The sequence below is a fragment of the Acinetobacter sp. WA-87 genome (assembly GCF_039938935.1).
GTDB lineage: Bacteria > Pseudomonadota > Gammaproteobacteria > Pseudomonadales > Moraxellaceae > Acinetobacter > Acinetobacter seifertii.
On the sequence record NZ_JBDUVF010000005.1, the window covers coordinates 54,884 to 76,265 of the forward strand.

At 39.2% G+C, this 21,382-nt stretch carries 22 protein-coding genes and 1 riboswitch; of the genes, 12 read left to right on the forward strand and 10 right to left on the reverse strand.

The window, feature by feature from the left end; genetic code table 11:
• The first annotated feature begins 1 nt into the window (after position 1).
• A complete protein-coding gene (locus tag ABFY81_RS14465; RefSeq protein WP_019457495.1) occupies positions 2 to 688 on the forward strand; it encodes a response regulator in 687 nt (228 codons plus the stop codon).
• A gap of 70 nt (positions 689 to 758) precedes the next feature.
• Here the strand turns inward: ABFY81_RS14465 and ABFY81_RS14470 are convergent, their stop codons facing one another.
• The 3 genes from ABFY81_RS14470 to ABFY81_RS14480 form a co-directional block, all read right to left on the reverse strand.
• A complete protein-coding gene (locus ABFY81_RS14470) occupies positions 759 to 1,340 on the reverse strand; it encodes a L,D-transpeptidase family protein (RefSeq protein WP_347914039.1) in 582 nt (193 codons plus the stop codon).
• Between the two features lie 64 nt (positions 1,341 to 1,404).
• Complete coding sequence (locus ABFY81_RS14475; protein ID WP_347914040.1) at positions 1,405 to 2,847, reverse strand: protein adenylyltransferase SelO family protein; 1,443 nt, start codon at positions 2,845 to 2,847, stop codon at positions 1,405 to 1,407.
• Between the two features lie 114 nt (positions 2,848 to 2,961).
• Entirely contained in the window at positions 2,962 to 4,134 is a 1,173-nt protein-coding gene (locus ABFY81_RS14480) for an acyl-CoA desaturase (protein WP_019457498.1), read from the reverse strand.
• 208 nt (positions 4,135 to 4,342) lie between these two features.
• On the opposite strand from ABFY81_RS14480, the gene ABFY81_RS14485 reads away from it, so the two are divergent.
• Positions 4,343 to 4,873: an META domain-containing protein gene (locus ABFY81_RS14485; RefSeq protein ID WP_004705696.1), complete on the forward strand. Its 531-nt coding sequence runs from the start codon at positions 4,343 to 4,345 to the stop codon at positions 4,871 to 4,873.
• 27 nt (positions 4,874 to 4,900) lie between these two features.
• Here the strand turns inward: ABFY81_RS14485 and ABFY81_RS14490 are convergent, their stop codons facing one another.
• The 3 genes from ABFY81_RS14490 to ABFY81_RS14500 all read right to left on the reverse strand — a co-directional run bounded on the left by ABFY81_RS14490 (position 4,901) and on the right by ABFY81_RS14500 (position 8,212).
• Positions 4,901 to 5,614 (reverse strand): glycerophosphodiester phosphodiesterase, encoded by a 714-nt coding sequence (locus ABFY81_RS14490; protein WP_347914041.1) that lies wholly within the window; start codon positions 5,612 to 5,614, stop codon positions 4,901 to 4,903.
• Positions 5,615 to 5,688: 74 nt separating this feature from the next.
• A complete protein-coding gene (locus ABFY81_RS14495) occupies positions 5,689 to 6,267 on the reverse strand; it encodes a cob(I)yrinic acid a,c-diamide adenosyltransferase (protein ID WP_347914042.1) in 579 nt (192 codons plus the stop codon).
• A gap of 94 nt (positions 6,268 to 6,361) precedes the next feature.
• A complete protein-coding gene (locus ABFY81_RS14500; protein WP_347914043.1) occupies positions 6,362 to 8,212 on the reverse strand; it encodes a TonB-dependent receptor in 1,851 nt (616 codons plus the stop codon).
• Between the two features lie 23 nt (positions 8,213 to 8,235).
• A riboswitch (cobalamin riboswitch) is annotated at positions 8,236 to 8,443 on the reverse strand.
• A 126-nt stretch (positions 8,444 to 8,569) separates the two neighbouring features.
• Between ABFY81_RS14500 and ABFY81_RS14505 the strand changes: the two genes are divergently transcribed.
• The 5 genes from ABFY81_RS14505 (at position 8,570) to ABFY81_RS14525 (ending at position 12,590) form a co-directional block, all read left to right on the forward strand.
• Complete coding sequence (locus ABFY81_RS14505) at positions 8,570 to 9,229, forward strand: phosphoribosylanthranilate isomerase (RefSeq protein ID WP_025465134.1); 660 nt, start codon at positions 8,570 to 8,572, stop codon at positions 9,227 to 9,229.
• A complete protein-coding gene (trpB, locus tag ABFY81_RS14510) occupies positions 9,213 to 10,442 on the forward strand; it encodes a tryptophan synthase subunit beta (RefSeq protein WP_004705701.1) in 1,230 nt (409 codons plus the stop codon). The genes ABFY81_RS14505 and trpB overlap by 17 nt, the downstream gene beginning before the upstream one ends.
• Before the next feature lie 9 nt (positions 10,443 to 10,451).
• Positions 10,452 to 10,961, forward strand: a complete 510-nt coding sequence (locus tag ABFY81_RS14515; RefSeq protein WP_019457503.1) for a DUF1543 domain-containing protein — start codon at positions 10,452 to 10,454, stop codon at positions 10,959 to 10,961.
• Between the two features lie 152 nt (positions 10,962 to 11,113).
• Complete coding sequence (locus ABFY81_RS14520; RefSeq protein ID WP_019457504.1) at positions 11,114 to 11,326, forward strand: hypothetical protein; 213 nt, start codon at positions 11,114 to 11,116, stop codon at positions 11,324 to 11,326.
• A 268-nt stretch (positions 11,327 to 11,594) separates the two neighbouring features.
• Positions 11,595 to 12,590 carry a DUF2804 domain-containing protein gene (locus tag ABFY81_RS14525; RefSeq protein WP_151749784.1) on the forward strand — a complete coding sequence of 332 codons (996 nt, stop codon included), beginning with the start codon at positions 11,595 to 11,597 and terminating at the stop codon, positions 12,588 to 12,590.
• Positions 12,591 to 12,598: 8 nt separating this feature from the next.
• Here ABFY81_RS14525 and ABFY81_RS14530 read toward each other — a convergent pair whose 3' ends face one another.
• Entirely contained in the window at positions 12,599 to 13,474 is an 876-nt protein-coding gene (locus ABFY81_RS14530; RefSeq protein WP_019457506.1) for a metal-dependent hydrolase, read from the reverse strand.
• Between the two features lie 121 nt (positions 13,475 to 13,595).
• On the opposite strand from ABFY81_RS14530, the gene ABFY81_RS14535 reads away from it, so the two are divergent.
• From ABFY81_RS14535 to ABFY81_RS14555, 5 genes are all read left to right on the forward strand, one after another.
• Positions 13,596 to 14,642 carry an AraC family transcriptional regulator ligand-binding domain-containing protein gene (locus ABFY81_RS14535; protein WP_347914044.1) on the forward strand — a complete coding sequence of 349 codons (1,047 nt, stop codon included), beginning with the start codon at positions 13,596 to 13,598 and terminating at the stop codon, positions 14,640 to 14,642.
• A 248-nt stretch (positions 14,643 to 14,890) separates the two neighbouring features.
• Entirely contained in the window at positions 14,891 to 15,694 is an 804-nt protein-coding gene (gene trpA, locus ABFY81_RS14540) for a tryptophan synthase subunit alpha (protein ID WP_004705707.1), read from the forward strand.
• Positions 15,691 to 16,587, forward strand: a complete 897-nt coding sequence (accD, locus tag ABFY81_RS14545; RefSeq protein ID WP_004705709.1) for an acetyl-CoA carboxylase, carboxyltransferase subunit beta — start codon at positions 15,691 to 15,693, stop codon at positions 16,585 to 16,587. The genes trpA and accD overlap by 4 nt, the downstream gene beginning before the upstream one ends.
• Positions 16,584 to 17,870 carry a bifunctional tetrahydrofolate synthase/dihydrofolate synthase gene (gene folC / locus ABFY81_RS14550; protein ID WP_347914045.1) on the forward strand — a complete coding sequence of 429 codons (1,287 nt, stop codon included), beginning with the start codon at positions 16,584 to 16,586 and terminating at the stop codon, positions 17,868 to 17,870. Before accD ends, folC begins: the two co-directional genes overlap by 4 nt.
• Positions 17,861 to 18,919, forward strand: a complete 1,059-nt coding sequence (locus ABFY81_RS14555; protein ID WP_031944934.1) for an SPOR domain-containing protein — start codon at positions 17,861 to 17,863, stop codon at positions 18,917 to 18,919. The genes folC and ABFY81_RS14555 overlap by 10 nt, the downstream gene beginning before the upstream one ends.
• A 28-nt stretch (positions 18,920 to 18,947) precedes the next feature.
• Here the strand turns inward: ABFY81_RS14555 and ABFY81_RS14560 are convergent, their stop codons facing one another.
• The 3 genes from ABFY81_RS14560 to ABFY81_RS14570 all read right to left on the reverse strand — a co-directional run bounded on the left by ABFY81_RS14560 (position 18,948) and on the right by ABFY81_RS14570 (position 21,296).
• Positions 18,948 to 19,526 (reverse strand): dual specificity protein phosphatase family protein, encoded by a 579-nt coding sequence (locus tag ABFY81_RS14560; RefSeq protein ID WP_347914046.1) that lies wholly within the window; start codon positions 19,524 to 19,526, stop codon positions 18,948 to 18,950.
• On the reverse strand, positions 19,523 to 20,335 hold the full coding sequence (locus ABFY81_RS14565) for an MBL fold metallo-hydrolase (RefSeq protein WP_174739265.1): 813 nt from the start codon (positions 20,333 to 20,335) through the stop codon (positions 19,523 to 19,525). The genes ABFY81_RS14560 and ABFY81_RS14565 overlap by 4 nt, the downstream gene beginning before the upstream one ends.
• A gap of 322 nt (positions 20,336 to 20,657) precedes the next feature.
• On the reverse strand, positions 20,658 to 21,296 hold the full coding sequence (locus ABFY81_RS14570) for a peroxiredoxin (protein WP_019457512.1): 639 nt from the start codon (positions 21,294 to 21,296) through the stop codon (positions 20,658 to 20,660).
• Positions 21,297 to 21,382: the final 86 nt, after the last annotated feature.

Sequence of the window (21,382 nt, forward strand, 5' to 3'; positions counted from 1 at the left end):
CATGAAGCATGTAATGTTGGTTGAGGATGAAGTTGAGTTAGCGCATCTGGTACGTGATTATCTTGAAGCTGCTGGTTTTGAAGTAAGTATGTTTCATGATGGTCAAGATGCTTATACGAGCTTTCAGCAACGGAAACCTAATTTAATGATTCTGGACTTAATGGTTCCAAGAATGGATGGTTTAACGATTTGCCGTAAAGTACGTGAACAGTCAGATTTACCGATTATTATGGTGACTGCACGTACTGAAGAAATTGATCGAGTTTTAGGTCTCAATATGGGTGCTGATGATTACGTTTGTAAGCCATTTAGTCCAAAAGAGTTAGTTGCACGTGTACAGGCCGTTTTACGTCGTTTAGAGCGTAAGGCAGAGCCAGAGCAAAATGACTCCTTCCGTATTGATAAAGCTCAGCAAAGAATTTGGTATCAACAAAAGTCGTTAAGTTTAACGCCGACAGAATTTCGCCTACTTGAGCTATTTTTAGAACATGTCGGACAAGTTTATTCACGTGCGCAATTATTAGACCATATTAATCCAGACAGCTTTGATGTTGCTGACCGAGTTATTGACAGCCATATCAAAAACTTGCGCCGAAAAATTAGTGAAGCAGCTGAAACTGGTAACCGTCATGAATGGATTCAAGCTGTTTATGGCGTTGGTTACCGCTTCGAGTATCCAGAAGAGTAAACTGTTCAGAAAAGTTATTCTGTGGATAACCACAATGTTATCCACAGAAAATGTGGATAGTTTTCAAAGATTATGGATAAATTATAATCTTGGTATGATTAGGGACTAATTGCCAAATTTCATCTATATCTAGATTTCTAACTGCGATACATCCTAAAGTCCAATCTTTGTGTGGCATATAACTTGAACTAAAAGGTATCCATAAAAAGGACTTTGGGGCAGATCCATGGATCATGATATTCCCACCTGCCGGCTGATTATGCTGTTTAGCATAGGCAACATCTTGTGTATTAGGATAGGAAATATGCAATGATTTATAGAAAGCGCTTTGTGAGTTGCGCCAATCTATAGAATAAACACCTTCAGGTGTTTTACCGTCATTTTCAAAATTTTTATGCCCTTCAGGGTTGAAGCCTAAACGAATAGGGTAACGACGAATTACTTCCTGATCACTTTTAAGTAGAAGTATGCGTTGATTTTTAAACACTTCAATTGAGGTTATAGGTTTTGTCTTTATAAGGTGAGATATCTCATTACTTGTGAGTTCTTTATGAGAAGAGACAAAAGTAGGTAAATATTTTTCATACTTATAAAAAGCAATTCCAAGGGGAATGAATAGAAGTGTACAAATAATGATAGGTCTAATTTTCATATATTATTCTTTGATGTTTAAGAAACTCTCTTAAGCGACTTAAGAGAGTTTTAGTTTTTTAATATTAAGACGAACAACTTACCGCTACATCAGGCACATCACTTGGTAAAGGGCCTAAATCTTCTGGTTTTTCCAAATCTGGCTGTCTTGTATAAGGATGATTGAGTAGCTTAAACAAACGGTCTACCTCACTAAAATCATCTCGCTCCGCTGCTTCAATCGCTCGCTGTGCCATATGATTACGTAAAATATAAATCGGATTTGCTTCTTGCATATTTGCATCAAGTTCATCTGTATCTTGATGTTCACGAATACTTTCATATTGGCTAAGGAACTCATCAAACTGTCGAATATCGAGGCAGTCATCACGTAGAGCCTTATACTCTTTATTTTGCAGTCTAATAAAACTTTGAGTGTAATCTAGCTGCTCGGTTTGTAAGATTCTTAAAAAAGCAAAACAACAATCAAGGCTATCTTTATGGAAATGAGGAAGTCCCATTTTTTGACACAATCCAGTGGTGTAGTGCTCAATAAAGGTAGGCTCAAACCCTTCTAAGCAAGCAGCTAACTCTTCTTTGAATTGCTCTTTTTGTTCAGGTTCAGCAAGTGGAACTAGATTATTTAACCAAGTCCATAAATTCCAGTGTGCAATACTTGGCTGGTTTTGATAGGTATAGCGCCCTTGATAATCGGAATGGTTGTTAATCCAATTTGGGCGGAAACGTTCCATAAAACCATATGGACCAAAATCGAGTGTAGAGCCCGTAATATTTAAGTTGTCAGTATTCATTACGCCATGAGCAAAACCGACCAATTGCCATTTGGCAATCATAATGGCTGTATTTCTAATCACAGCTTTAGCAAAGGCTAAAATAGGCTGAGCTTCTTGCTGGCATTCTGGATAATGCCATTCAATACATTTTTGAGTGAACTCTGTTAATAACTCAGGTGCATATTGATTGATCCATTCAAAGTGTCCTAAACGAATATGACATTCAGATGTTCTGAGCAGCATTGCACCCGGTTCTAATTTTTCACGCTGTACCCCTTGAGCAGAGCTTGTAAAACCCACTGCGTGACTTGAAGCGACTCCCAGAGCATTTAAGGCATGACCTGCTAAATATTCGCGAATAACTGAACGTAAAACTGCTCGACCATCTCCCATACGTGAATAAGGGGTAGGGCCAGCACCCTTCAAATGCAAATCGATAGTTTGGCCATTTTTATTCAGAATTTGTCCAATGAGTAGACCACGTCCGTCGCCTAGCTGACCTGCCCATTGCCCAAATTGATGCCCTGCATAAACCATTGCTAAAGATGGAAACTCTGAGAAAGTCCGCTGACCACTGCAAATTTCTACCCATGCCTCTTTTTCTTCATCCGTCCATTGTAGTTCTTCGGCTAAAGCCAAATTGAAATGCCCAGCTTTCGCACCACGAAGAGGAGTGGGCTGCTGTATATGAAAAAGCTTAGGATTGAGTGATGAATAAAGCGGATTAAAGTGCATAGACTGGACTAAATATTTGAGGCGAACTTCACTATACCATAGTTAAAAACCAGCCAAAAAAATAGCGCCTGTAAAGCATGGCTTTTACAGGCGCTATTTCAAACTAGAGTCGTATTAGTCTGGTACGACGTTTGTGTTCTTTTTAATGTTGCGCATTAAAGTTTCTAAACACTCACGGTGGTGACTCAAACGATGTTCAAGCAATTGGAAATCAACCTTTAACTTATGATCCATTTTATGAATCTTTTCAGCCATAGCTGCTTTCTTCGCTTGTAACTCTTGTTCTTTGAGTTTCGCCCAGTCATTTAAAGTGTGGGTAAATGCTTCATATTCTTGAGCAATGCGTTGCTTCATTTGGCTCATGTCAGCATTTACATCATGGCCATAAATAGCAAGGTCTTGTTCAGCATATTTAAACTTCATTGCCAATTCTGCTTTTTTAATATTAAAGCTTGGAATACGACGTAAGTTCTTTGCTAAACCAACTTTAGAACATGTCCAGATTAACCATTTAGTTGGATCATATTGCCACCACTTCACACCATTACGATAATCGTATTGGAAAATATGGTGATAGTTATGATAACCCTCGCCCCATGTTGCAATCGCTAACCAGAAGTTATCGCGTGCTGAGTTTTCATCGGTATAAGGGCGTTTACCAAACATATGGCAAAGTGAGTTAATGAAGAATGTTACTTGATGGCTAATGATTAAACGCAATAAACCACCGAGAAGTACAACTCCCCATAAGTCACCAGTTGCCCAGCCAACTAAACCTAAAATACCCACATGAACTGCTACAACCATTAGACCGTAGTATTTATGTTGGAACATCACTAGTTTGTCATTGAGCAAATCAGGTGCATTTTTAAAGTCAGGTTTAGATGGAGAATGATCGCGGATCATCCAACCCATATGGGCATACCAAAAACCACGTTCAATTGAGTATGGATCTTCATCCACATGGTCAACATGACGGTGATGAGTACGATGACCAGATGCCCAAAACAGAATACTGTTTTGTACAGCAAATGTGCCTGCAATCATTAAAAGAATTTTAAGTGGTAATGACGCTTCATAAGCACGGTGTGCCCAAAGACGGTGGTAACCAGCAGTAATCCCCATGCTACTTAAAGCTAAAAGAAAAAATAAGCTTACCCATGCGCTTACACTAAAATCATAATAATACGCATAAATCGGGATTATGATTGCAGCAAGAATTGGTAAACCAATTAAGGTAATGCTAGCGGTCCAGTTAATTGGGGCCTTGAGTGGGGCGGAAGTCATATCCGGCAGCGCTCCTAGAAACCTTGTTAAACAAGGTAAAAAGACAAAACGACATAGCAAAACCAATCATCAAGATTTATTGCTATTTTGAACATTATATTAGCATGTGCTTAGTGAGAATCACTAATATTATTGTACAGATGTACTGAAAGAACCGTAACAGAATTAAACCATGCTTGGCAACATTTCAGATAGGAGAAGTTGTGTAATGAAAATACAGCGATTGAGAAAAATGAATAGCATTGATATTGCAAAGAAATTGCCATTGAAATGTCTTTTCATCACAATCAGCCTTGTATTGGCAGCATGTCAAAGCACGCCGCAACAAAATATTCAAAAAGGCCATGTAAAGCCCACACACCATGTACAAACCCAAGTAGTCAAGAAGAAAGTGAGCCCAGAAGGTGTTCAAGACATTGACTGGCAAATTACTCAGATCAACGGGCATAAGGCAAAATTCTTTAACCAATGGCCGACTCTTTCATTGAACTCAGCAGTCAAAACTGTGTCTGGTCATACGGGATGTAACCGTATTTTTGGCCGATATACTTTCGACTTCAATCAAAAGAAACTAGATATGGAAGTTAATGCCGGTCATTCGAGTTGTGATGGCGCTTTGGCTCAAGAAGCAGAACTAGTTGACTCTTTACAACGTATTCAACGCTTCCAGTTGGTAGGTAATACCTTGTATTTACTTGATCAGAACGGACAACGTCTAATTCAGGCAGAGAAAAAATAAAAGGTGGTTAATACCACCTTTTTCTATTTAAAGCGTTTCGAGCATTGTTGTAGGAATATCCGTAATTAAACCTTGAATATCTAAATCACGGAGCCTTTTCGCTCTTTCTACATCATTTACTGTCCATACACTAATGTTTAAACCTGCTTGATGAGACAGTTGAATCATTTCATCTGTAGCAAGTTGGTCATGCCAACCAATATGACCACAACCATATTGATGCGCGAGTTCAATTGCTGCCGCTCCCACTGGAATTTCAACTAACAAGCCGCGTTTAAATTGTGAATCGATGTCACGTAAAGCAGTTAAAATTTGAAGATCGAAACTTGTGATAGTCACGACTTTTTCATAACCCTGTAATTCAGTTTCAAGCTTTTGAACTAACTTTTCTGCAAATGCCATATCTCTTACTGCTTTAACTTCAACCTCAATATGCTCGAAGTTATTAAGTAAGTTTAAAACGCCTGTAAGAGTTGGTGTTGGCTCTGGATGTGGCCAATTGGGCCAGTTTTGGCGATGATCAAATGTTAAAGCTTGAGCTAAAGTAGATTGCTCAACAATTTGATCGACTCCAGCTGTACGTAAAAAATTATCGTCATGAATAACGACCAGCTCATGGTCTTGAAGCTGACGAATATCAAATTCGACACCACGAATACCTAAGTTTTTTATGTGCTGAAAACCACCTAATGTATTTTCAGGAGCTTCTCGGCGTGCACCACGATGACCAATAATGCGCATAATTTTCTTCTATCAAGTATTTTTAATGATGGTCTCTTCAAAAGAGTAGAGACCATGTTTAATCTAATCTATTTTTAAATAATCTCATTAATATTTTTTTGCCAAAGTACTTCTTGGCCGCCCTCGGCATGTTGTAAAGCACGAGATGCGACAAATAACCAGTCAGATAGACGGTTTAAAAGTTGGAGTGCCGTGGCTTGAATATTTTGATCACGAGTTTGTACCGACAGCAGAGATCGTTCTGCACGACGACAAACAGCACGCGCTTGATGAGCGTAACTGCAAGATAAAGAGCCAGATGGCAGAATAAACTCTTTCAGCATAGGCAAATCTTCATTCATACGGTCAATTTCTTTTTCAAGAAAGTCAATACAAACGGGCTCAAGTAAATTGTAGTTTGGAATACAAACCTCTCCACCTAAATCAAAAAGCCAATGCTGAACAAGGCTGAGACTTTTATCCCAATCCGCTTTGTTGGTCACTTGACTGGCTGTGATTTGAGCACGAAGTACCCCAATAATGGCATTGAGTTCATCGACATCACCAAGTGCTGCAATTCGTAAATCATCTTTAGCAACACGAGAGCCATCGCCTAAACCTGTTGTACCTGAGTCGCCTGTGCGTGTATAGATTTTACTTAAACGGTGTCCCATGATGGATATCCTGAACATAAAAAAGGGGATAATGTCGGTCAAAACATTACCCCGAAACTGGAGTTAAGAAAATATTTTTATAATAAAGATTTGCTTAGTAGCTTAATGTCACACCAGCTGATGCAAGGCGGCCACTGGCAATATAGTATGAGCTAACCTCTGTATTCCATGCTGTCTTATATTTCGTATCATATAAATTTTGAATATTAGTAAAGATTTTGACATTTGGGTTCATTTGCCAATAAGCGTTAAAGTCAAGAGTAGTATAGCCAGGGACATCTTGTGTATCTTTTGCTTTGCCTTTTGCAACAAAAGCTGTGTTGAAACCATATACACCATTATCCCAGCCAATATTCATATTGAAGTTTTGACGTGGACGATTTGGAGCATCTTGATCAGTTTTATCATTTTTAGGTTGGACATAAGCATATTCAGCATTAATAAACCAATTATCTAATGACCACTTTAAACCTAACTCAGCACCAGTTAAGGTAGCTTTATCAATATTATAAAATACGTAATTTGTTGCGATAGAAGATACCATTAAGTTATCAACTTTAGTTTGATAAACCGAACCATATATATTAAAACCATGATTTAGTTTTTGATCAAATCCAAGTTCATATGACACACTTTCTTCAGGTTTTAAATCTGGATTTCCACCCCACCAAGCTGGTTCTGCAATAATTTGTCCTACAACTGGCGCACGAAAAGCTGTGCCAATATTTGCATATATACTAGTTGTGGGAGTGATAAGAAGACGTCCAGCAAGCTGTCCGACAGTATGTGTACCAAATTGATCATTATCTTCTACACGAATACCTGCTTGAGTATTGATACCATTATGTTGATATTGGTGTTGCAGATAATAGCCAGTAGTTTTATTAGAATTATCAAATCCTGTATCGCCACTATAAGCAACTACTTTTTCAGCAGTTGTTTTATTATGTTCTACGCCAAATAAAAGATTTTGGCTTGGTGTAAATTGCCATTTAATATTTGAATCTATTTCTTGCTGCTTTGTATTTACAATTGAGGGGTACGCTGCTTTTATTAAATTATATTGGTCTTCAAATTGAGAAAGACGTGTGTTCCAAATAATATTGTTAGTTAAATTAAGACGGGCATTAACATTGTATAAGCGGTTAGTAAAATCATAGGCTTGCGGTGCACCATAAGAAAAAAAGTCGCCAGTACCTTTATTTTCTTTGATTTCAGCTGATAAACCATATTGCTCTTTATCAACACCAACTTTAGCTGAATAACCTTTTTGATCAAAGCCAGCTTTACGTTCGTCATTGCTAATGATTTGATCACCATCTGTTTCAAAACGTTGACCACGAATTTGAGCATAATAACCGTCTTGGGCTATATCTATACCTAAAATAGATTTATAAGTATCTTTTTCACCAGCTTCGATAGTAGTAAAGACTTTATTTTCTGTAGGAGTTTTCGATATTAATTGAATTACGCCACCAATAGCATCAGTACCGTATTGAACTGATGCAGGACCTCGTAATATTTCAATTTGTTTAATATCGCTTGTATCAAATAATTGGATATTTTGACCTGCTACAGTTGCTGTATTTGAACGCATGCCATCTTGTAAAAATAGAGTGTGTCCAGCACTTGCTCCTCGAATAAATACAGAAGCTGTTTGGCCATAACCGCCTGTTTGATGAACAGTTAAACCCGCTTCTTTTCTTAATAAAGAAGGTAAATCTGCAATAGGATTCTGCTCAATGGTTTTTTCATCAATCACTGAAATACGCGCCGGAACTTCACTCGCTTTTTCTGCGCTTTTTGAAGCAGTCACTACAATTGGATCAAGCTGAGTTGTGGTAGTTGTATCTTCAGCAAAAATAACAGGTGAACACCCCATCGCAATAGCGATAGCCCCCACCAGACGGGTAGGTTGAAAAGACTTAGACATAACATGCTCCATACATTCACCCCACGTGAATGATCGGGTAGATAGATGAAACAAGCAGGTCTCCGGACTTCAGCGCCATAAATCATTTATGGACATATTCACCTTCCCACATCACTGCAGTGGTGTAAGTCGATTTCGACTTAAAAAATATGCTTTACATTGTTACCGTTGCGGGGGCAGTGCCGGACTTTCACCAGCTTCCCTAAAGCATCAATTGCTTGCACTTGCTTCCATTTGAACGCAGTATAAAGTGCTGAATTACTTCCGACAATGTCATTTCGACCAATTCCCAGAGAACTTTTACGCAAGGGACAAAAATTGCATTACAATGGCGTTTATTTTAAAAAATGGTTGTAGTTTAGGCAGATCATGAGCCCATCAAACCAAAAACGTACACGAGCAAAAATCTGTGGAATTACTCGTAAGCAAGATGTTCAAGCAGTAGTTACAGCTGGAGCAGATGCGATAGGTTTTGTTTTTTTCCCGCCAAGTCCAAGAAATGTAACAGTTGAACAAGCACAAGAATTAGCAAAACTTATTCCGCCTTATGTACAAATGGTGGGTTTGTTTGTAAATGCGAGTGCCACTGAAATTCAGGATGTACTTGATTGTGTTCCCCTAGATGTATTACAACTACATGGCGATGAAACTCCAGAACAATGTCAAGATATTGCTCGCCATTGTAAGCGTCGCTGGTATAAGGCGATTCAGGTCAAACCTGATCTGGATGTAGTTGCTGAAATTCAAAAATATCAGGCAGCTGGTGCCAGTGCTGTATTGCTCGATGCATGGCATCCTGAGCTCAAAGGGGGCACAGGTCATCAGTTTGACTGGTCTAAATTCCCGAAACTTGATATTCCATTAATTTTGGCAGGTGGTTTAACCCCTGACAATGTCATTGACGCTATTCATACTACCGGTGCTTTTGCAGTAGATGTGAGCGGAGGCGTAGAGTCCGCAAAAGGTATAAAAGACCAACAACTCATTGAACGATTTATGCAAGGAGTCCAACGTGGATCAGCAAAATAATGTGATTGACTATACCCAATTCCCAGATGCAAATGGGCATTTCGGTATCCATGGCGGACGTTTTGTGTCAGAAACATTAATGGCGGCATTAGAAGATTTAGAAAATCTCTATTCCCGCATGAAAAATGATGAACAGTTTCTGGCAGAATTCGACCGTGACCTCGCCTACTATGTAGGTCGTCCTAGTCCACTTTATTATGCTGAGCGATGGTCAAAAGAGTTAGGTGGTGCGCAAATTTATCTTAAACGTGAAGATTTGAACCATACAGGCTCACACAAGGTAAATAACACGATTGGTCAGGCATTATTGGCAAAGCTTTCTGGCAAAAAACGTATTATTGCTGAGACTGGTGCAGGCCAACATGGTGTAGCAACAGCAACAATTGCAGCACGTTTAGGTCTTGAATGTGTTGTGTATATGGGTGCTGAAGACGTTAAGCGTCAAGCTATGAACGTTTATCGTATGCGTTTGTTGGGTGCTACAGTTGTACCTGTGCAAAGCGGTTCAAAAACATTAAAAGATGCCATGAACGAAGCAATGCGTGACTGGGTAACCAATGTTGATAGTACTTACTATGTGATTGGTACAGTTGCAGGTCCGCATCCATATCCTCAATTGGTTCGTGACTTCCAATCTATTATTGGCCGTGAAGCACGTAAACAGATCCTGGAGCAAGCCGGTCGCTTACCAGATGCGTTAGTTGCATGTGTGGGTGGCGGTTCAAATGCAATGGGCTTGTTCTATCCATTCTTAAATGATGCCAACGTGAAAATGTATGGCGTTGAAGCTGCTGGTTTTGGTATTGAAACTGGAAAACACTCTGCACCATTAAATGCAGGGCATGTTGGTGTGTTGCATGGTAACCGTACTTACCTCATGAGTGATGCACAAGGCCAAATTATCGAGACACATAGTATCTCGGCAGGTTTGGACTATCCGGGTGTTGGTCCTGAACATAGCTTCTTGAAAGATATGAAGCGCGTAGAATACGTGCCAATTAACGATACAGAAGCTCTTCAAGGTTTCCGTGACTTAACCAAGATTGAAGGGATTATTCCTGCGCTTGAAAGCTCACATGCAATGGCGTATGTCTCTAAGCTTGCACCAACCATGTCTAAAGATCAGATTATTATTGCGACTGTTTCAGGCCGTGGTGATAAAGATTTAATGACAGTTGCACGCATTGATGGCGTAGAAATGGTTGAGATGTAAGAGGAAAAAATGCCAAGCTTGTTTATGGTGATGTTAGGTGGCCGTCATGCACGTGCCAATACAGAAGTCCATGATGTTGTGATGGCTGTAGGGGATACTTTGGAAGAAATTTACCCTCAACTTAAACAAGCTTGGTTTGGTGAGGCTCAAGGGTTACATATCGATGCTTGGGCCAAGCTCTCTGGTGTTAACTCTCAAGGGCAGAACTATCAAATCCAGTTTTCTGATGCAGCGCCGTCAGCCTCAGATCTAAAGTTGTATTTGATTAATCTGGGTGGCTATACACCTAATGCTTTTGGTGAGTTACATAGTTATCATTTGGTAGTTGCACCTAGTGCGGTAAGTGCCAAACAATTAGGTAAACAGTTTATTGATCAGGAATGGCATAAACCACATACCGACCGTGTAGTGGATATTGATGATTGCATTCCGATTGACCATATTGCAGGTCGTTATATCCAACTAGTACAAGGAGAGTTCAATCCAACAAGTTGGGAAAATACTTATTTAGTTCTTTAATTGTACTTAAAAAAAGCTTAAAGGCAAAAATAAAATATAAAAAATTGCTGATCTCATGTATAGCTCTCTCAAATCGCAACTTTTTTCTAGCACTATTTACAATTCATCTCCTTAGACTAAAAGCTCAACATAAACTCTTTGGAGTAATCAAAATGGGTCTTCTAGATGAAGTAGGTAAAATTGCCGGTGCAATTATCGCAGAACAAGGCGTCGATAAATTAGATCCAGATGCAGGTTTTCTAGAAAAAGCAGCAGGTGCCTTTGCTGGTTATGAAGCAGCAAAAATCGCTGAGAAAAAATTGGAAAATCAGGACAGTAACGGGCAAGAGTCAGAACCAGAACAAGCAAGTGATGATGACGCTTAACTTTTAGAAATTGAATTGCACTTAAATCATGAGTTGAATTTGATTTTGTTGATGGATTGGGTCATAGCTACTGCAATAGACTCTCAAAGAGTTTAAGTTATCGTATATCGATTTAAGTGAATAATAGAAAAAAGAGCATATCAATATGCTCTTTTTTTTATGGCTCAACAAAAGTCATTTGAAGATCAAAACAGATGAGTAGCCAACTGGTCAGTGATCAGTCTATTATTAGTTAATAGATGAGCAGGAAATCAACGGATAATAAATAATGGATTTAATTCAAGAAAATGGACAGCCTCGTTATGGGCGTTTTGAATCTGTACCGTCGACCATTCATGTACAACGTTATATTTATAAAACACCTTATGGTAAAGCCTTAAAGGGCTGGCGGAAGCAATTAAAGTATAAAAAATTTAAATTCTGCGGCATTCAGCATAAGCACTACAGTATTGGTTTAGCAATTGCAGATATTGGTTGGGTTGGACATGGGTTTTTCTATATCTATGATCATGAAACAAAGCAAGTCATTGAGTGGAATGCGATTCAGCCCTTAGGTCATAAAACTCATCTTGATGAACAGCCGTTATTTAATCAAAGCTATTTTTCTAAATCGCCTTATCAGATCGATATTCAGCATGCCAATGGTGTGCGATACATTCGGGTGACTAAATATGGTGAAATTTGTTTGAGTGCCCGTATTTTTTGTGCGGGGACAGATATCTTAAGTTTGTGTACCCCAACAGGTATTAATGGTTGGACGTATACCCAAAAGCAGACCACTTTGGCTGTTGAAGGTATGTTCATGAGTAAACAAAAACAACTTGTGCAATTTGATGAAAAGACATTTGCATCCTTAGATGATACCTGTGGTTTTTTACGTCCTGAAACAGCGTGGTTTTGGCTTTCATGTAATTTTTGGGATGAGCAGGGGCGACGTATTGGGTTGAATTTGGCTTCTGGGGTTAATGAAAGTTTTGGTAATGAAAACTGTTTATGGGTGAATGGCGTTTTATTTCCACTTACAGATGTTTTATTTGAAAAAATAAATGATGAGACATGGAAAATTAGCTCTTTAGATCAAAAGCTTAATCTACAAGTCCATATTGGTTGGTGTCGATACGAAAACATTAATCTAAGGATGATTGGAAGTCAGTTCAATCAGTGGCAAGCTAAAATAAGCGGCAGTATTGAACATGAGGCAATTGATACAATCACTTGCAATGAGCAATACGGACTATTAGAACAACATTATGCAAAATGGTAACAAGCAGGTTATAAACCTGCTTGCCAAAATGCTTCACCCGCTGCGATTGGGTCATTTGTTTTTTCTAAAGTTTCAATCCAAACAGGATACTGACGAATAACTGGATGTTGGCTTGGGTGAAAATCTTTTTTAAACCAGTCCAGATATTGTTTTTTCATGGCGGTTAATGTGCCGTTTTTTCCAAAGAACCAAGGTAAACCTTTGAGTGTCATCGACAACCTTTCTTTAGGGCTGAAGCCATCACATTTCAACATAATGTTGGTTCTATAGAGTGTGAAACCAAACATGAGTACTGTTGTCAGAACCAATACAAAACAACGTGTTGACTCTGGAACGTCACCTACTTGTCTCATGACATCAAATGCAACATCTCGATGTTCCATTTCTTCAATGGCATGCCATGCAAATAATGCACGAACATAAGGATGTGCATTTTCTAAAGTTTTTTTATTGCTATAAAAAGTTTCCGCCATTAATGCTGTTAAATGTTCAGCTGCTGCTGTCATGGCAATATTGTATTGTGGTGAACGTTGGGTAAGCTCAAAACGGAAAATTCTTTTAAGTGTGCTTGTGAACTCATCTACAGGCATACCTTGCTCTTTCATGAGCTGATTCATTTTGTCATGGGCAATACCATGTTGAGCTTCTTGTTTAATAAAATCGGCAACTCGCTTTTGTAGTTCCGGGTCATCAATTTTGTCACGGAACATTCGTACACATTCTATGAAGTAACGCTCTCCGTCTGGAAATGTTAAGCTGAGTGCATCAAACATACGAGTCAAAAAGGGATCGTTATTAAACCAAAATCGTGGTGCTTCGTTTAAATGAAAATCTAGATCTTTGCGAACCACTGGCTCGACCTGATAAGAAACATGTGCGTTCATCTTTGTATTTCTCGCAACTAAGCTTTTTCTTAGTATGTCGTGAATGGTCGGCTTTGTTTTGACAGTTATCGCCAATTTTTATACAGTTTGCGACAAGATGGCAGTAAAAAAAGGAAACGCCATGCAAGAATTTACGATCTCTAACGGGTACTTTTATCTTTGGAATACGTATTTAAAAGAAAAGGGAGTCGCTTGGCAGACACTTAATTTAAATGACACTCAAACTCGCCAAATTCAAAATATTTTGTCTGCCTCTATTGATGCTCAATCTTCTTTGCATCTTTTCATTGAGCTTTTAGAATTGACTGAATCTCGATTACAAGTGACCAATTTGGCTTTAGAAATGGCGGCCTGTATTACACCTGCAAACTTTGGGGTGCTGGGTTACATGGCATCTAGAAGTGATACTTTGGGTCAAGTGGTTCAGTATATTGCTAAGTTTCACCGCTTAGTCATAGATGGCGAGCAAGTTGTACCCATACAAATTGAGCAAGATGCTTCCAAAATTCGATTGTATTGGCCTTTGGTTGATGCCAGTAATATTGTACTTAGTGAGTTAACTTTAGCAGCAATGGTACAGCTCGCTAAAGAGATTGCTCCCTTACATGATTTTCTTTTACAGCATATTGAGTTTGTACATCGACCTCGAGGTGCCCTGGTTCATTATCAACGGTTCTTTCAGTGTAAATTGTCATTTGACCGACCTTACTATGCATTAACTTTTGCAAGTGAAAGTTTAAATGTTCGTCCCCAGCATGCAGACCCAACTTTAGTACAGCTTTTAGTAAAACAAGCCGAAGAAGCTTTGGTTCAAAGAAAAGTACATACCGATTTAGTTCAGCAAATACATTGGATCGTACAAGAATATTTCAAGCATAAACAGCAAGCACCCAAAATAGAAGATATTGCCATCGAGCTCAATGTTTCAGTGAGGAGTTTGCAACGCCAACTACAGGCATTAAACACTTCATTTAAATTAATTTTAGATGCTGAGCGTATGAAGCGCTGCGAGATATTGTTAAGTCAAAATGAAAGTCTTACAGCAATTGCTGACCAGTTGGGTTATTCCGATCAGTCTGCACTTGCAAGAGCACATAAAAACTTAACAGGACAAACGTTACTCACTCGTAAAAAGCAATTGCAACTCGCCCATAAAAATACAGAGTAATAGAGTTTTTGATGTTTTTTTTGCTCAAATTGCAAATAAATAATGACTCAAAAATAGGAAGCTTTGATCATTGAGAAAAGTTTCAAAATATTGATAAATGTACGCCATGGGTTGTATGAATCATACAATCGAATATCGCCATAACGTTAGACCTGTTCAATGAGCAAAAAATAGCGTTAAAATGCGATGTTCTTGTATTTCTACAAACAACTCCTCAATTTTAAATAATTCAAGGAAAGCACAACCCTATGTCACGTCTTGCCACCCGTTTTGAAAAGTTGCAGTCCCAACAGCGTAAAGCACTTGTATCTTACGTCATGGCGGGTGATCCACAGCCACAAGTAACGGTACCGTTACTTCATAAAATGGTTGAGGCAGGAGTAGACGTCATTGAGCTTGGCTTACCATTTTCAGATCCAATGGCTGATGGGCCAGTAATTGCGCTTGCGGCTGAACGTGCACTTGCAGCAGGGACTAATACCTTAGATGCATTGAACATGGTAAAAGAGTTTCGTGAACAGGATCAGGAAACACCTGTAGTTTTGATGGGTTATCTCAATCCTGTTGAAGTAATTGGTTATGAAAAATTTGTTTCTTATGCGAAACAATGTGGTGTAGATGGCTTATTACTTGTGGATTTACCACCAGAAGAGTCAAAAGAATTTGGTGCAATCTTAAAACAGCATGATATGGATCAAATTTTCTTACTTGCACCAACTTCAACCGATCAACGTATTCAACACGTAGCGAATCAGGCAAGTGGGTTTATCTACTATGTTTCACTTAAAGGTGTTACTGGTGCAGCGACTTTAGATACTTCTGAAGCTGCTGCACGTATTGAGAAAATCAAGAGTATGACTAACGTTCCAGTTGGCGTTGGTTTTGGTATTAGTGATGCTGCTTCCGCGAAAGCGATGGGTAGTGCTGCAGATGCTGTGATTGTAGGTAGTGCTTTCGTTAAATCTTTTGCAACGTTGACAGCTGAAGAAGCTGTTGAACAGACGGTGAATAAAGTCAAGGAGCTTCGAGCAGCGCTCGATGAGTTAGTATGAATCAAGAAGTGAAATCAGGGAAAGTTCTTAGCCCTTCGACACCATGGACACAACGACCAGTTCCAGGTATTGAAGTTGCAGATGAGCAACAGACTCTCAAAGCAACATTTACTGAGCCGACTATTGAGTGCCCTGAATGTCATGCTTTAGTGACACGTACAGCTATATCTTTTAACGCGTATGTATGTCCACAGTGTGACGAACACTTAAAAATGAAAGCTCGCGATCGCTTAAACTGGTTCTTCGACAATGTTGTGACTGAATTAGGTCAAGAGTTTAGTGCGAAAGATCCATTAAAGTTTGTTGATAGCAAACCGTATCCAGAACGTATGCGTGAAGCGCAAACTAAAACTGGTGAAACGGAAGCGTTAATTGCCATGCAAGGTAACTTAAATGGCGTAGACATGATTGCATGTGCTTTTGAGTTCGACTTTATGGGTGGCTCAATGGGTACTGTAGTAGGTGACCGTTTCGTTCAGGCGGCTGAGCTTGCAATTGAAAAACGCCAACCATTAATCTGCTTTGCAGCTTCTGGTGGTGCGCGTATGCAAGAAGGTATGTTGTCGCTTATGCAAATGGCGCGTACTTCTGCTGCGATTCAAAAATTAAAAGATGCTGGTTTACCTTATATCGTGGTGTTAACACATCCAGTATATGGTGGTGTAACAGCTTCTTTAGCAATGTTGGGTGACATCCATATTGCAGAACCTAAAGCAATGATTGGCTTTGCTGGTAAACGTGTAATTGAGCAAACTGTACGTGAAACATTGGAAGAACCGTTCCAACGTGCTGAATATTTGCTTGATCATGGTGTAATCGATCAGATTGTTCATCGTCATGCTTTACGTGATACTGTATCTCGACTTGTATCGAAATTGATGAACTTACCTTGAAACAACAAGCTCCACTTTCAACAGACTCTTTAGATACATGGCTCAATTATTGGAGCCATGTTCACGTTACAGGGATCGATCTTGGTCTGGAACGTGTTATTCCGGTAGCAGAAAAATTAGGAGTGACTAAACCCACTGCTAAAGTTTTTACTGTTGCTGGAACGAACGGGAAAGGTTCAACTACAACAACACTTGCATCTATATTAAAAGCGCAAGGTTACAAAGTTGGGTTGTATCAATCACCGCATATCTATCGTTTTAACGAACGAGTCAAGTTAGGTGGAGTCGAGGTTGATGATCAAAGCCTGATTGACGCTTTTGTGCAAGTTGATCAGGCTCGTCGTGATTGCGATTTAAGCTTATCTTTTTTTGAAGCAACCACTTTGGCTGCTTTTGTCATTTTTAAGCAACAACAATGCGATGTATGGGTGCTTGAAGTCGGTTTAGGCGGGCGTCTTGATGTCGTCAACGTCATTGATCCTAATATTGCTGTAATCACCAATATTGGTCTTGATCATACTGACTGGTTAGGCGATACCATTGAGAAAATTGCTTTTGAAAAAGCAGGTATTATTCGCCCTGATATTCCAGTGATTTTTGCAGGTGAACAATCTTTACCTCAAGCTATTCAAGATAAAGCCAATACTTCACAAGCGAAACTATACGCGATCAATAGAGATTATTTTTATAAACTCGCAAATGATGGAAAACACTGGTATTTTGCAAGTGAAGGAACTACTTTAAAATTACCACTAGGGTCGCTTGCAATTGAAAATATTGCAGGGGCAGTTGCTGCTGTATTAAATAGCGGACTTGAAATCTCGCAACGCGCGCTAGAGCAGGGTATTGAAAATGCACGCTTAGCAGGCCGTTTTGAAGTGCGCCAAGTTAATGGAAAAACCATAATTTTTGATGCCGGACATAATCCACATGGTGTTGAATTTTTGTTAAAGCAATTGCGAAATTTCTTAGAATACAATAAACAGTACACAGAAGTTGTCGCAGTATTTTCAATGCTGGCAGATAAAGATATAAAATCAGTAGTGGATTTATTGAAACCTACTGTTTTACATTGGAAAATTGCTGAGTTGAATGTGCCGCGTGCTGCACCGATTCAGCAGTTGAATGACGCCCTACAAGGCCCGACAATACAACAATTTGGCAATATCAAAGAGGCTTTTAAATCAGCGCTTGAGCAAACAAATAACAATCAGCTGATTTTAGCCTGTGGTTCGTTTCATACTTTAGAAGCGATTTGGGAGTATTTGGAAGAATGTCAATGAATAACAAACAACGCTGGATGGGTGGCGTTGTTTTATTAGGTGGTGGTGTTTTATTGGCAGCATTACTTCTAAAAGGAAATGAAGAAATAAAACATGTGGGCGCTGAACCACAAACCTCTACATCACCGAAATTACACGCTAAATCAAAGCCATCAGCACAAGAAGGGCAGATGGTACAGCTACAACCGCTTGCAGTGGATGTAGAAACAGAAAAACGTCTTCTTGAAGAACAACGCCGTTCTCGTGAAAAAGCGGTTGCTGAGCAAGAGGCTCGTGCTGCCGAATTCTTGGCAATGCAACAACAGGCAGAAGCAGATGCAGCCCGTAAAGCTGCTGCCGAATATGCTGCCATTAATGCTCGCCGAGCTGCTGCTCAAGAAAGCTCAGATAACATTCCTCCTGAAGTTGCAGGTTCTGATGGAAAGACAAAAGGACAGCAAACTGATACAAAAAAGTCAGTAGATACAGCTAAAGCAGAAGCCGATAAAAAAGCTGCTGAAGCAAAGAAACAAGCAGAAGCCGATAAAAAAGCCGCTGAGGCAAAACGTCAGGCTGAAGTTGATAAAAAAGCAGCAGAAGCCAAGAAGCAAGCAGAAGCTGATAAGAAAGCTGCTGAAGCTAAACATAAAGCTGAAGCCGAGAAAAAAGCGGCAGAAGCTAAACATCAAGCCGAGGCAGACAAAAAAGCTGAAGCTAAGAAGCATGCTGAAGCAGAAAAGAAAACAGCAGAAGCTAAGCACAAAGCTGACGCTGAGAAAAAAGCTGAAGCTGAGAAAGCGCGTGAGCTGCTTGAAAATGGCGATAAAAAGTGGATGGTACAAGTTGCATTGGCTGCCAATCAGGCAAATGCAGATGCTGTTGTCTCTAAACTACGTGCTAAAGGTTATAAGGTCACGACAAGTCCGACCAGTAAAGGTATCCGTATTATGGTTGGACCTGCGAAAGACCGTGATACCGCAGATGCAGCTCGTAAGAAAATTACCTCTGACTCCAGTTTAAACATGAAGTCAGCTTGGGTCATTGATTGGGTGCCATTAGATCAGCGCTAATCTGATCTAAGGTTGATTCAAGATCTAATTAAGATGGATTCGACAATTGTTGTTGAATCCATTTTACATTTTCAGGGGTAAATAAACGGTCAATATTTTTCCAAATAATATGATAACCGTATCCGCCTTGCTTCATTTCTTTAACTGCATCATCAATTGCCCAATGTTCAAAAATAATTCGATACATCGCTACGCTAGCACCAGTACGGTCTGAACCGTGGTAGCAGTGTAATAAAACACGTTGATTATTTTGTTTAGCAATTTTAATTTGCTGCATGACTTCTAACAGGTCTTGTCTGTTAATTGCCCATGTATCGATAGGAATGTGAACAAGATTAAAATTCTCATTTTTAAATACTAATTCATCTGAGTCTTTAGCTCTTAAATTAATGATAGTTCCGATTTCATGACGTTTTAATTCGGGAATCATTGCAGCATTTGGTTGTTCGCTACGAAAAACATCATTGCTCACTTGGTAAAAGTTATGTGCTTCGGAAACTAAAGTTCCCCAATCTTTGGGTCTATGCTCATGTGCAACGCTTTCATGTTGCATACATCCCTGTAGGTTTAGACACAGAACAAGGGTGATGAGGGAGAGTTTTTTCATGTTTGATACCGTCGAAGCTCATGAGGGTCATGGGCACAAATAATTTCAATCGTTGGCTCATGTTGAGCCAAATGCTGTAATTTTTTAAGGTTAATAAGACGCTTTTCATTATCTTCTGCAAACGTTTTTTCCAGAAGGGTTAGCGATCTTAATTTATTTTCAGGATTTAACTCTAGATGTGAGTAGTAAGCATCTCCGCAGAACAACAGCCACTGATTTTGTTGTTTGATGGCAATACCACAATGTCCAGCGGAATGGCCTAATAATGGCACCATTAAAATTTCATCTTGGAATAACGGAAAACCTTTTACTTTTTCAAGATTAAACCATTTTTCACCTTGCTGATATTCAACGAAATTCCAGTATCGATGCTGATTATATTGATTGGTTCTATAGCGAAGTTTACCTTTAAAATTAGGTAATTGTGCAGCATTATATTCAGTGGCTAAGACATGAACTGTGGCATGAGGAAAGTCAGAAATGCCACCTGCATGGTCAAAGTCGAGGTGAGTCACAAAGATGTGCTGTACATCTTTAGGATGAAAACCTAGTTTTTGTATTTGCTGGATTGCACTGAATTCAAGATTCGTCTCAATTTTCCCCAAACGTTTAACTAACGAGCCTAGGCGTTGTTGCATGTGTAAATAGTCTTGCAGACCAAATCCTGTATCAATCAGTACAAGCCCGCGGTCCGTCTCTATTAAAAGACAATGGCATACCACTTCAGCTTTCCAGCCTTTCTGCCCAAATAAAGGTGCGCAGACAGGACACATACTGCCGCATTTTAAATGATGAATTTTATGGATCATGATTATTGTTTTTTGAACAAACTCCTTGGAAGTTATAACTGATCTCGACACTAAAAACCATGTGTATTCAATAATGAAAAAAAGCCATCGGGTGAGATGGCTTGGAGATGGAAACATTTGGTTCTATGTTTGGGCTAGTTTTCTTTATGCTTTTTTTATAATTGGTTACGCAGTTTGCTTGTCTTGAAAATAAGCATTTCAGATGCTTGCCTACGCACTACGTTTGTCTTGCGCTTCGATTAAAGCCTTTTTAAAGGCTTTAATCTAACTCACAGCATAGCTGCTCGTCTTGCGTTCAGAGCGAGCGATGCTCGCTTTATCCTCACTCATCAGGTTGGGGTGTGAGGCGCAAATAAGGTTTTACTGCGGTATAGCCTTTAGGGAAGCGCTGTTTAATTTCTTCTTCATCTTTTAAAGAAGGAACAATCACAACATCTTCACCTTGTTTCCAGTTCGCAGGCGTAGCCACTTTATGCTTATCTGTTAATTGTAATGAATCCACGACACGTAAGACTTCGTTGAAGTTACGACCAGTTGAAGCAGGGTAGGTAATAATTAAACGAACTTTCTTGTTTGGATCAATAATGACTAAAGAACGAACTGTAAGTGTTTCACTCGCATTTGGATGAATGAAATCGTAAAGTTCAGACACTTTACGGTCTTTGTCAGCAATAATTGGAAAATTAACCGTAGTATTTTGAGTTTCGTTAATGTCGTTAATCCAGCCTTTATGCGATTCAACATCATCTACAGATAGGGCAATCGCTTTAACATTACGTTTTTCAAATTCGTCTTTTAATTTTGCTGTATAACCTAACTCTGTTGTACATACAGGTGTATAGTCAGCGGGATGTGAAAATAAAATGCCCCAACTATCGCCTAAAAAATCATAAAAATGAATTGTGCCTTCACTTGATTCTTGTTGAAAATCAGGGGCAGTGTCTCCTAATCGTAATGTCATGATCTTTCCTCAGTTGCTTAAAATTTGTTATGTGTTGAAATGAATATGACGCAATTTATTTATTATTAAAATTATTGTTTTTTTAT

Bases quoted from the DNA above. Each gene is read 5' to 3' on its own strand.
- ABFY81_RS14465 (WP_019457495.1), top strand. From the start codon at position 2: ATGAAGCATGTAATGTTGGTTGAGGATGAAGTTGAGTTAGCGCATCTG.
- ABFY81_RS14470 (WP_347914039.1), bottom strand. From the start codon at position 1,340: ATGAAAATTAGACCTATCATTATTTGTACACTTCTATTCATTCCCCTT.
- ABFY81_RS14475 (WP_347914040.1), bottom strand. From the start codon at position 2,847: ATGCACTTTAATCCGCTTTATTCATCACTCAATCCTAAGCTTTTTCAT.
- ABFY81_RS14480 (WP_019457498.1), bottom strand. From the start codon at position 4,134: ATGACTTCCGCCCCACTCAAGGCCCCAATTAACTGGACCGCTAGCATT.
- ABFY81_RS14485 (WP_004705696.1), top strand. From the start codon at position 4,343: ATGAAAATACAGCGATTGAGAAAAATGAATAGCATTGATATTGCAAAG.
- ABFY81_RS14490 (WP_347914041.1), bottom strand. From the start codon at position 5,614: ATGCGCATTATTGGTCATCGTGGTGCACGCCGAGAAGCTCCTGAAAAT.
- ABFY81_RS14495 (WP_347914042.1), bottom strand. From the start codon at position 6,267: ATGGGACACCGTTTAAGTAAAATCTATACACGCACAGGCGACTCAGGT.
- ABFY81_RS14500 (WP_347914043.1), bottom strand. From the start codon at position 8,212: ATGGAGCATGTTATGTCTAAGTCTTTTCAACCTACCCGTCTGGTGGGG.
- ABFY81_RS14505 (WP_025465134.1), top strand. From the start codon at position 8,570: ATGAGCCCATCAAACCAAAAACGTACACGAGCAAAAATCTGTGGAATT.
- ABFY81_RS14515 (WP_019457503.1), top strand. From the start codon at position 10,452: ATGCCAAGCTTGTTTATGGTGATGTTAGGTGGCCGTCATGCACGTGCC.
- ABFY81_RS14520 (WP_019457504.1), top strand. From the start codon at position 11,114: ATGGGTCTTCTAGATGAAGTAGGTAAAATTGCCGGTGCAATTATCGCA.
- ABFY81_RS14525 (WP_151749784.1), top strand. From the start codon at position 11,595: ATGGATTTAATTCAAGAAAATGGACAGCCTCGTTATGGGCGTTTTGAA.
- ABFY81_RS14530 (WP_019457506.1), bottom strand. From the start codon at position 13,474: ATGAACGCACATGTTTCTTATCAGGTCGAGCCAGTGGTTCGCAAAGAT.
- ABFY81_RS14535 (WP_347914044.1), top strand. From the start codon at position 13,596: ATGCAAGAATTTACGATCTCTAACGGGTACTTTTATCTTTGGAATACG.
- trpA (WP_004705707.1), top strand. From the start codon at position 14,891: ATGTCACGTCTTGCCACCCGTTTTGAAAAGTTGCAGTCCCAACAGCGT.
- accD (WP_004705709.1), top strand. From the start codon at position 15,691: ATGAATCAAGAAGTGAAATCAGGGAAAGTTCTTAGCCCTTCGACACCA.
- ABFY81_RS14555 (WP_031944934.1), top strand. From the start codon at position 17,861: ATGTCAATGAATAACAAACAACGCTGGATGGGTGGCGTTGTTTTATTA.
- ABFY81_RS14560 (WP_347914046.1), bottom strand. From the start codon at position 19,526: ATGAAAAAACTCTCCCTCATCACCCTTGTTCTGTGTCTAAACCTACAG.
- ABFY81_RS14565 (WP_174739265.1), bottom strand. From the start codon at position 20,335: ATGATCCATAAAATTCATCATTTAAAATGCGGCAGTATGTGTCCTGTC.
- ABFY81_RS14570 (WP_019457512.1), bottom strand. From the start codon at position 21,296: ATGACATTACGATTAGGAGACACTGCCCCTGATTTTCAACAAGAATCA.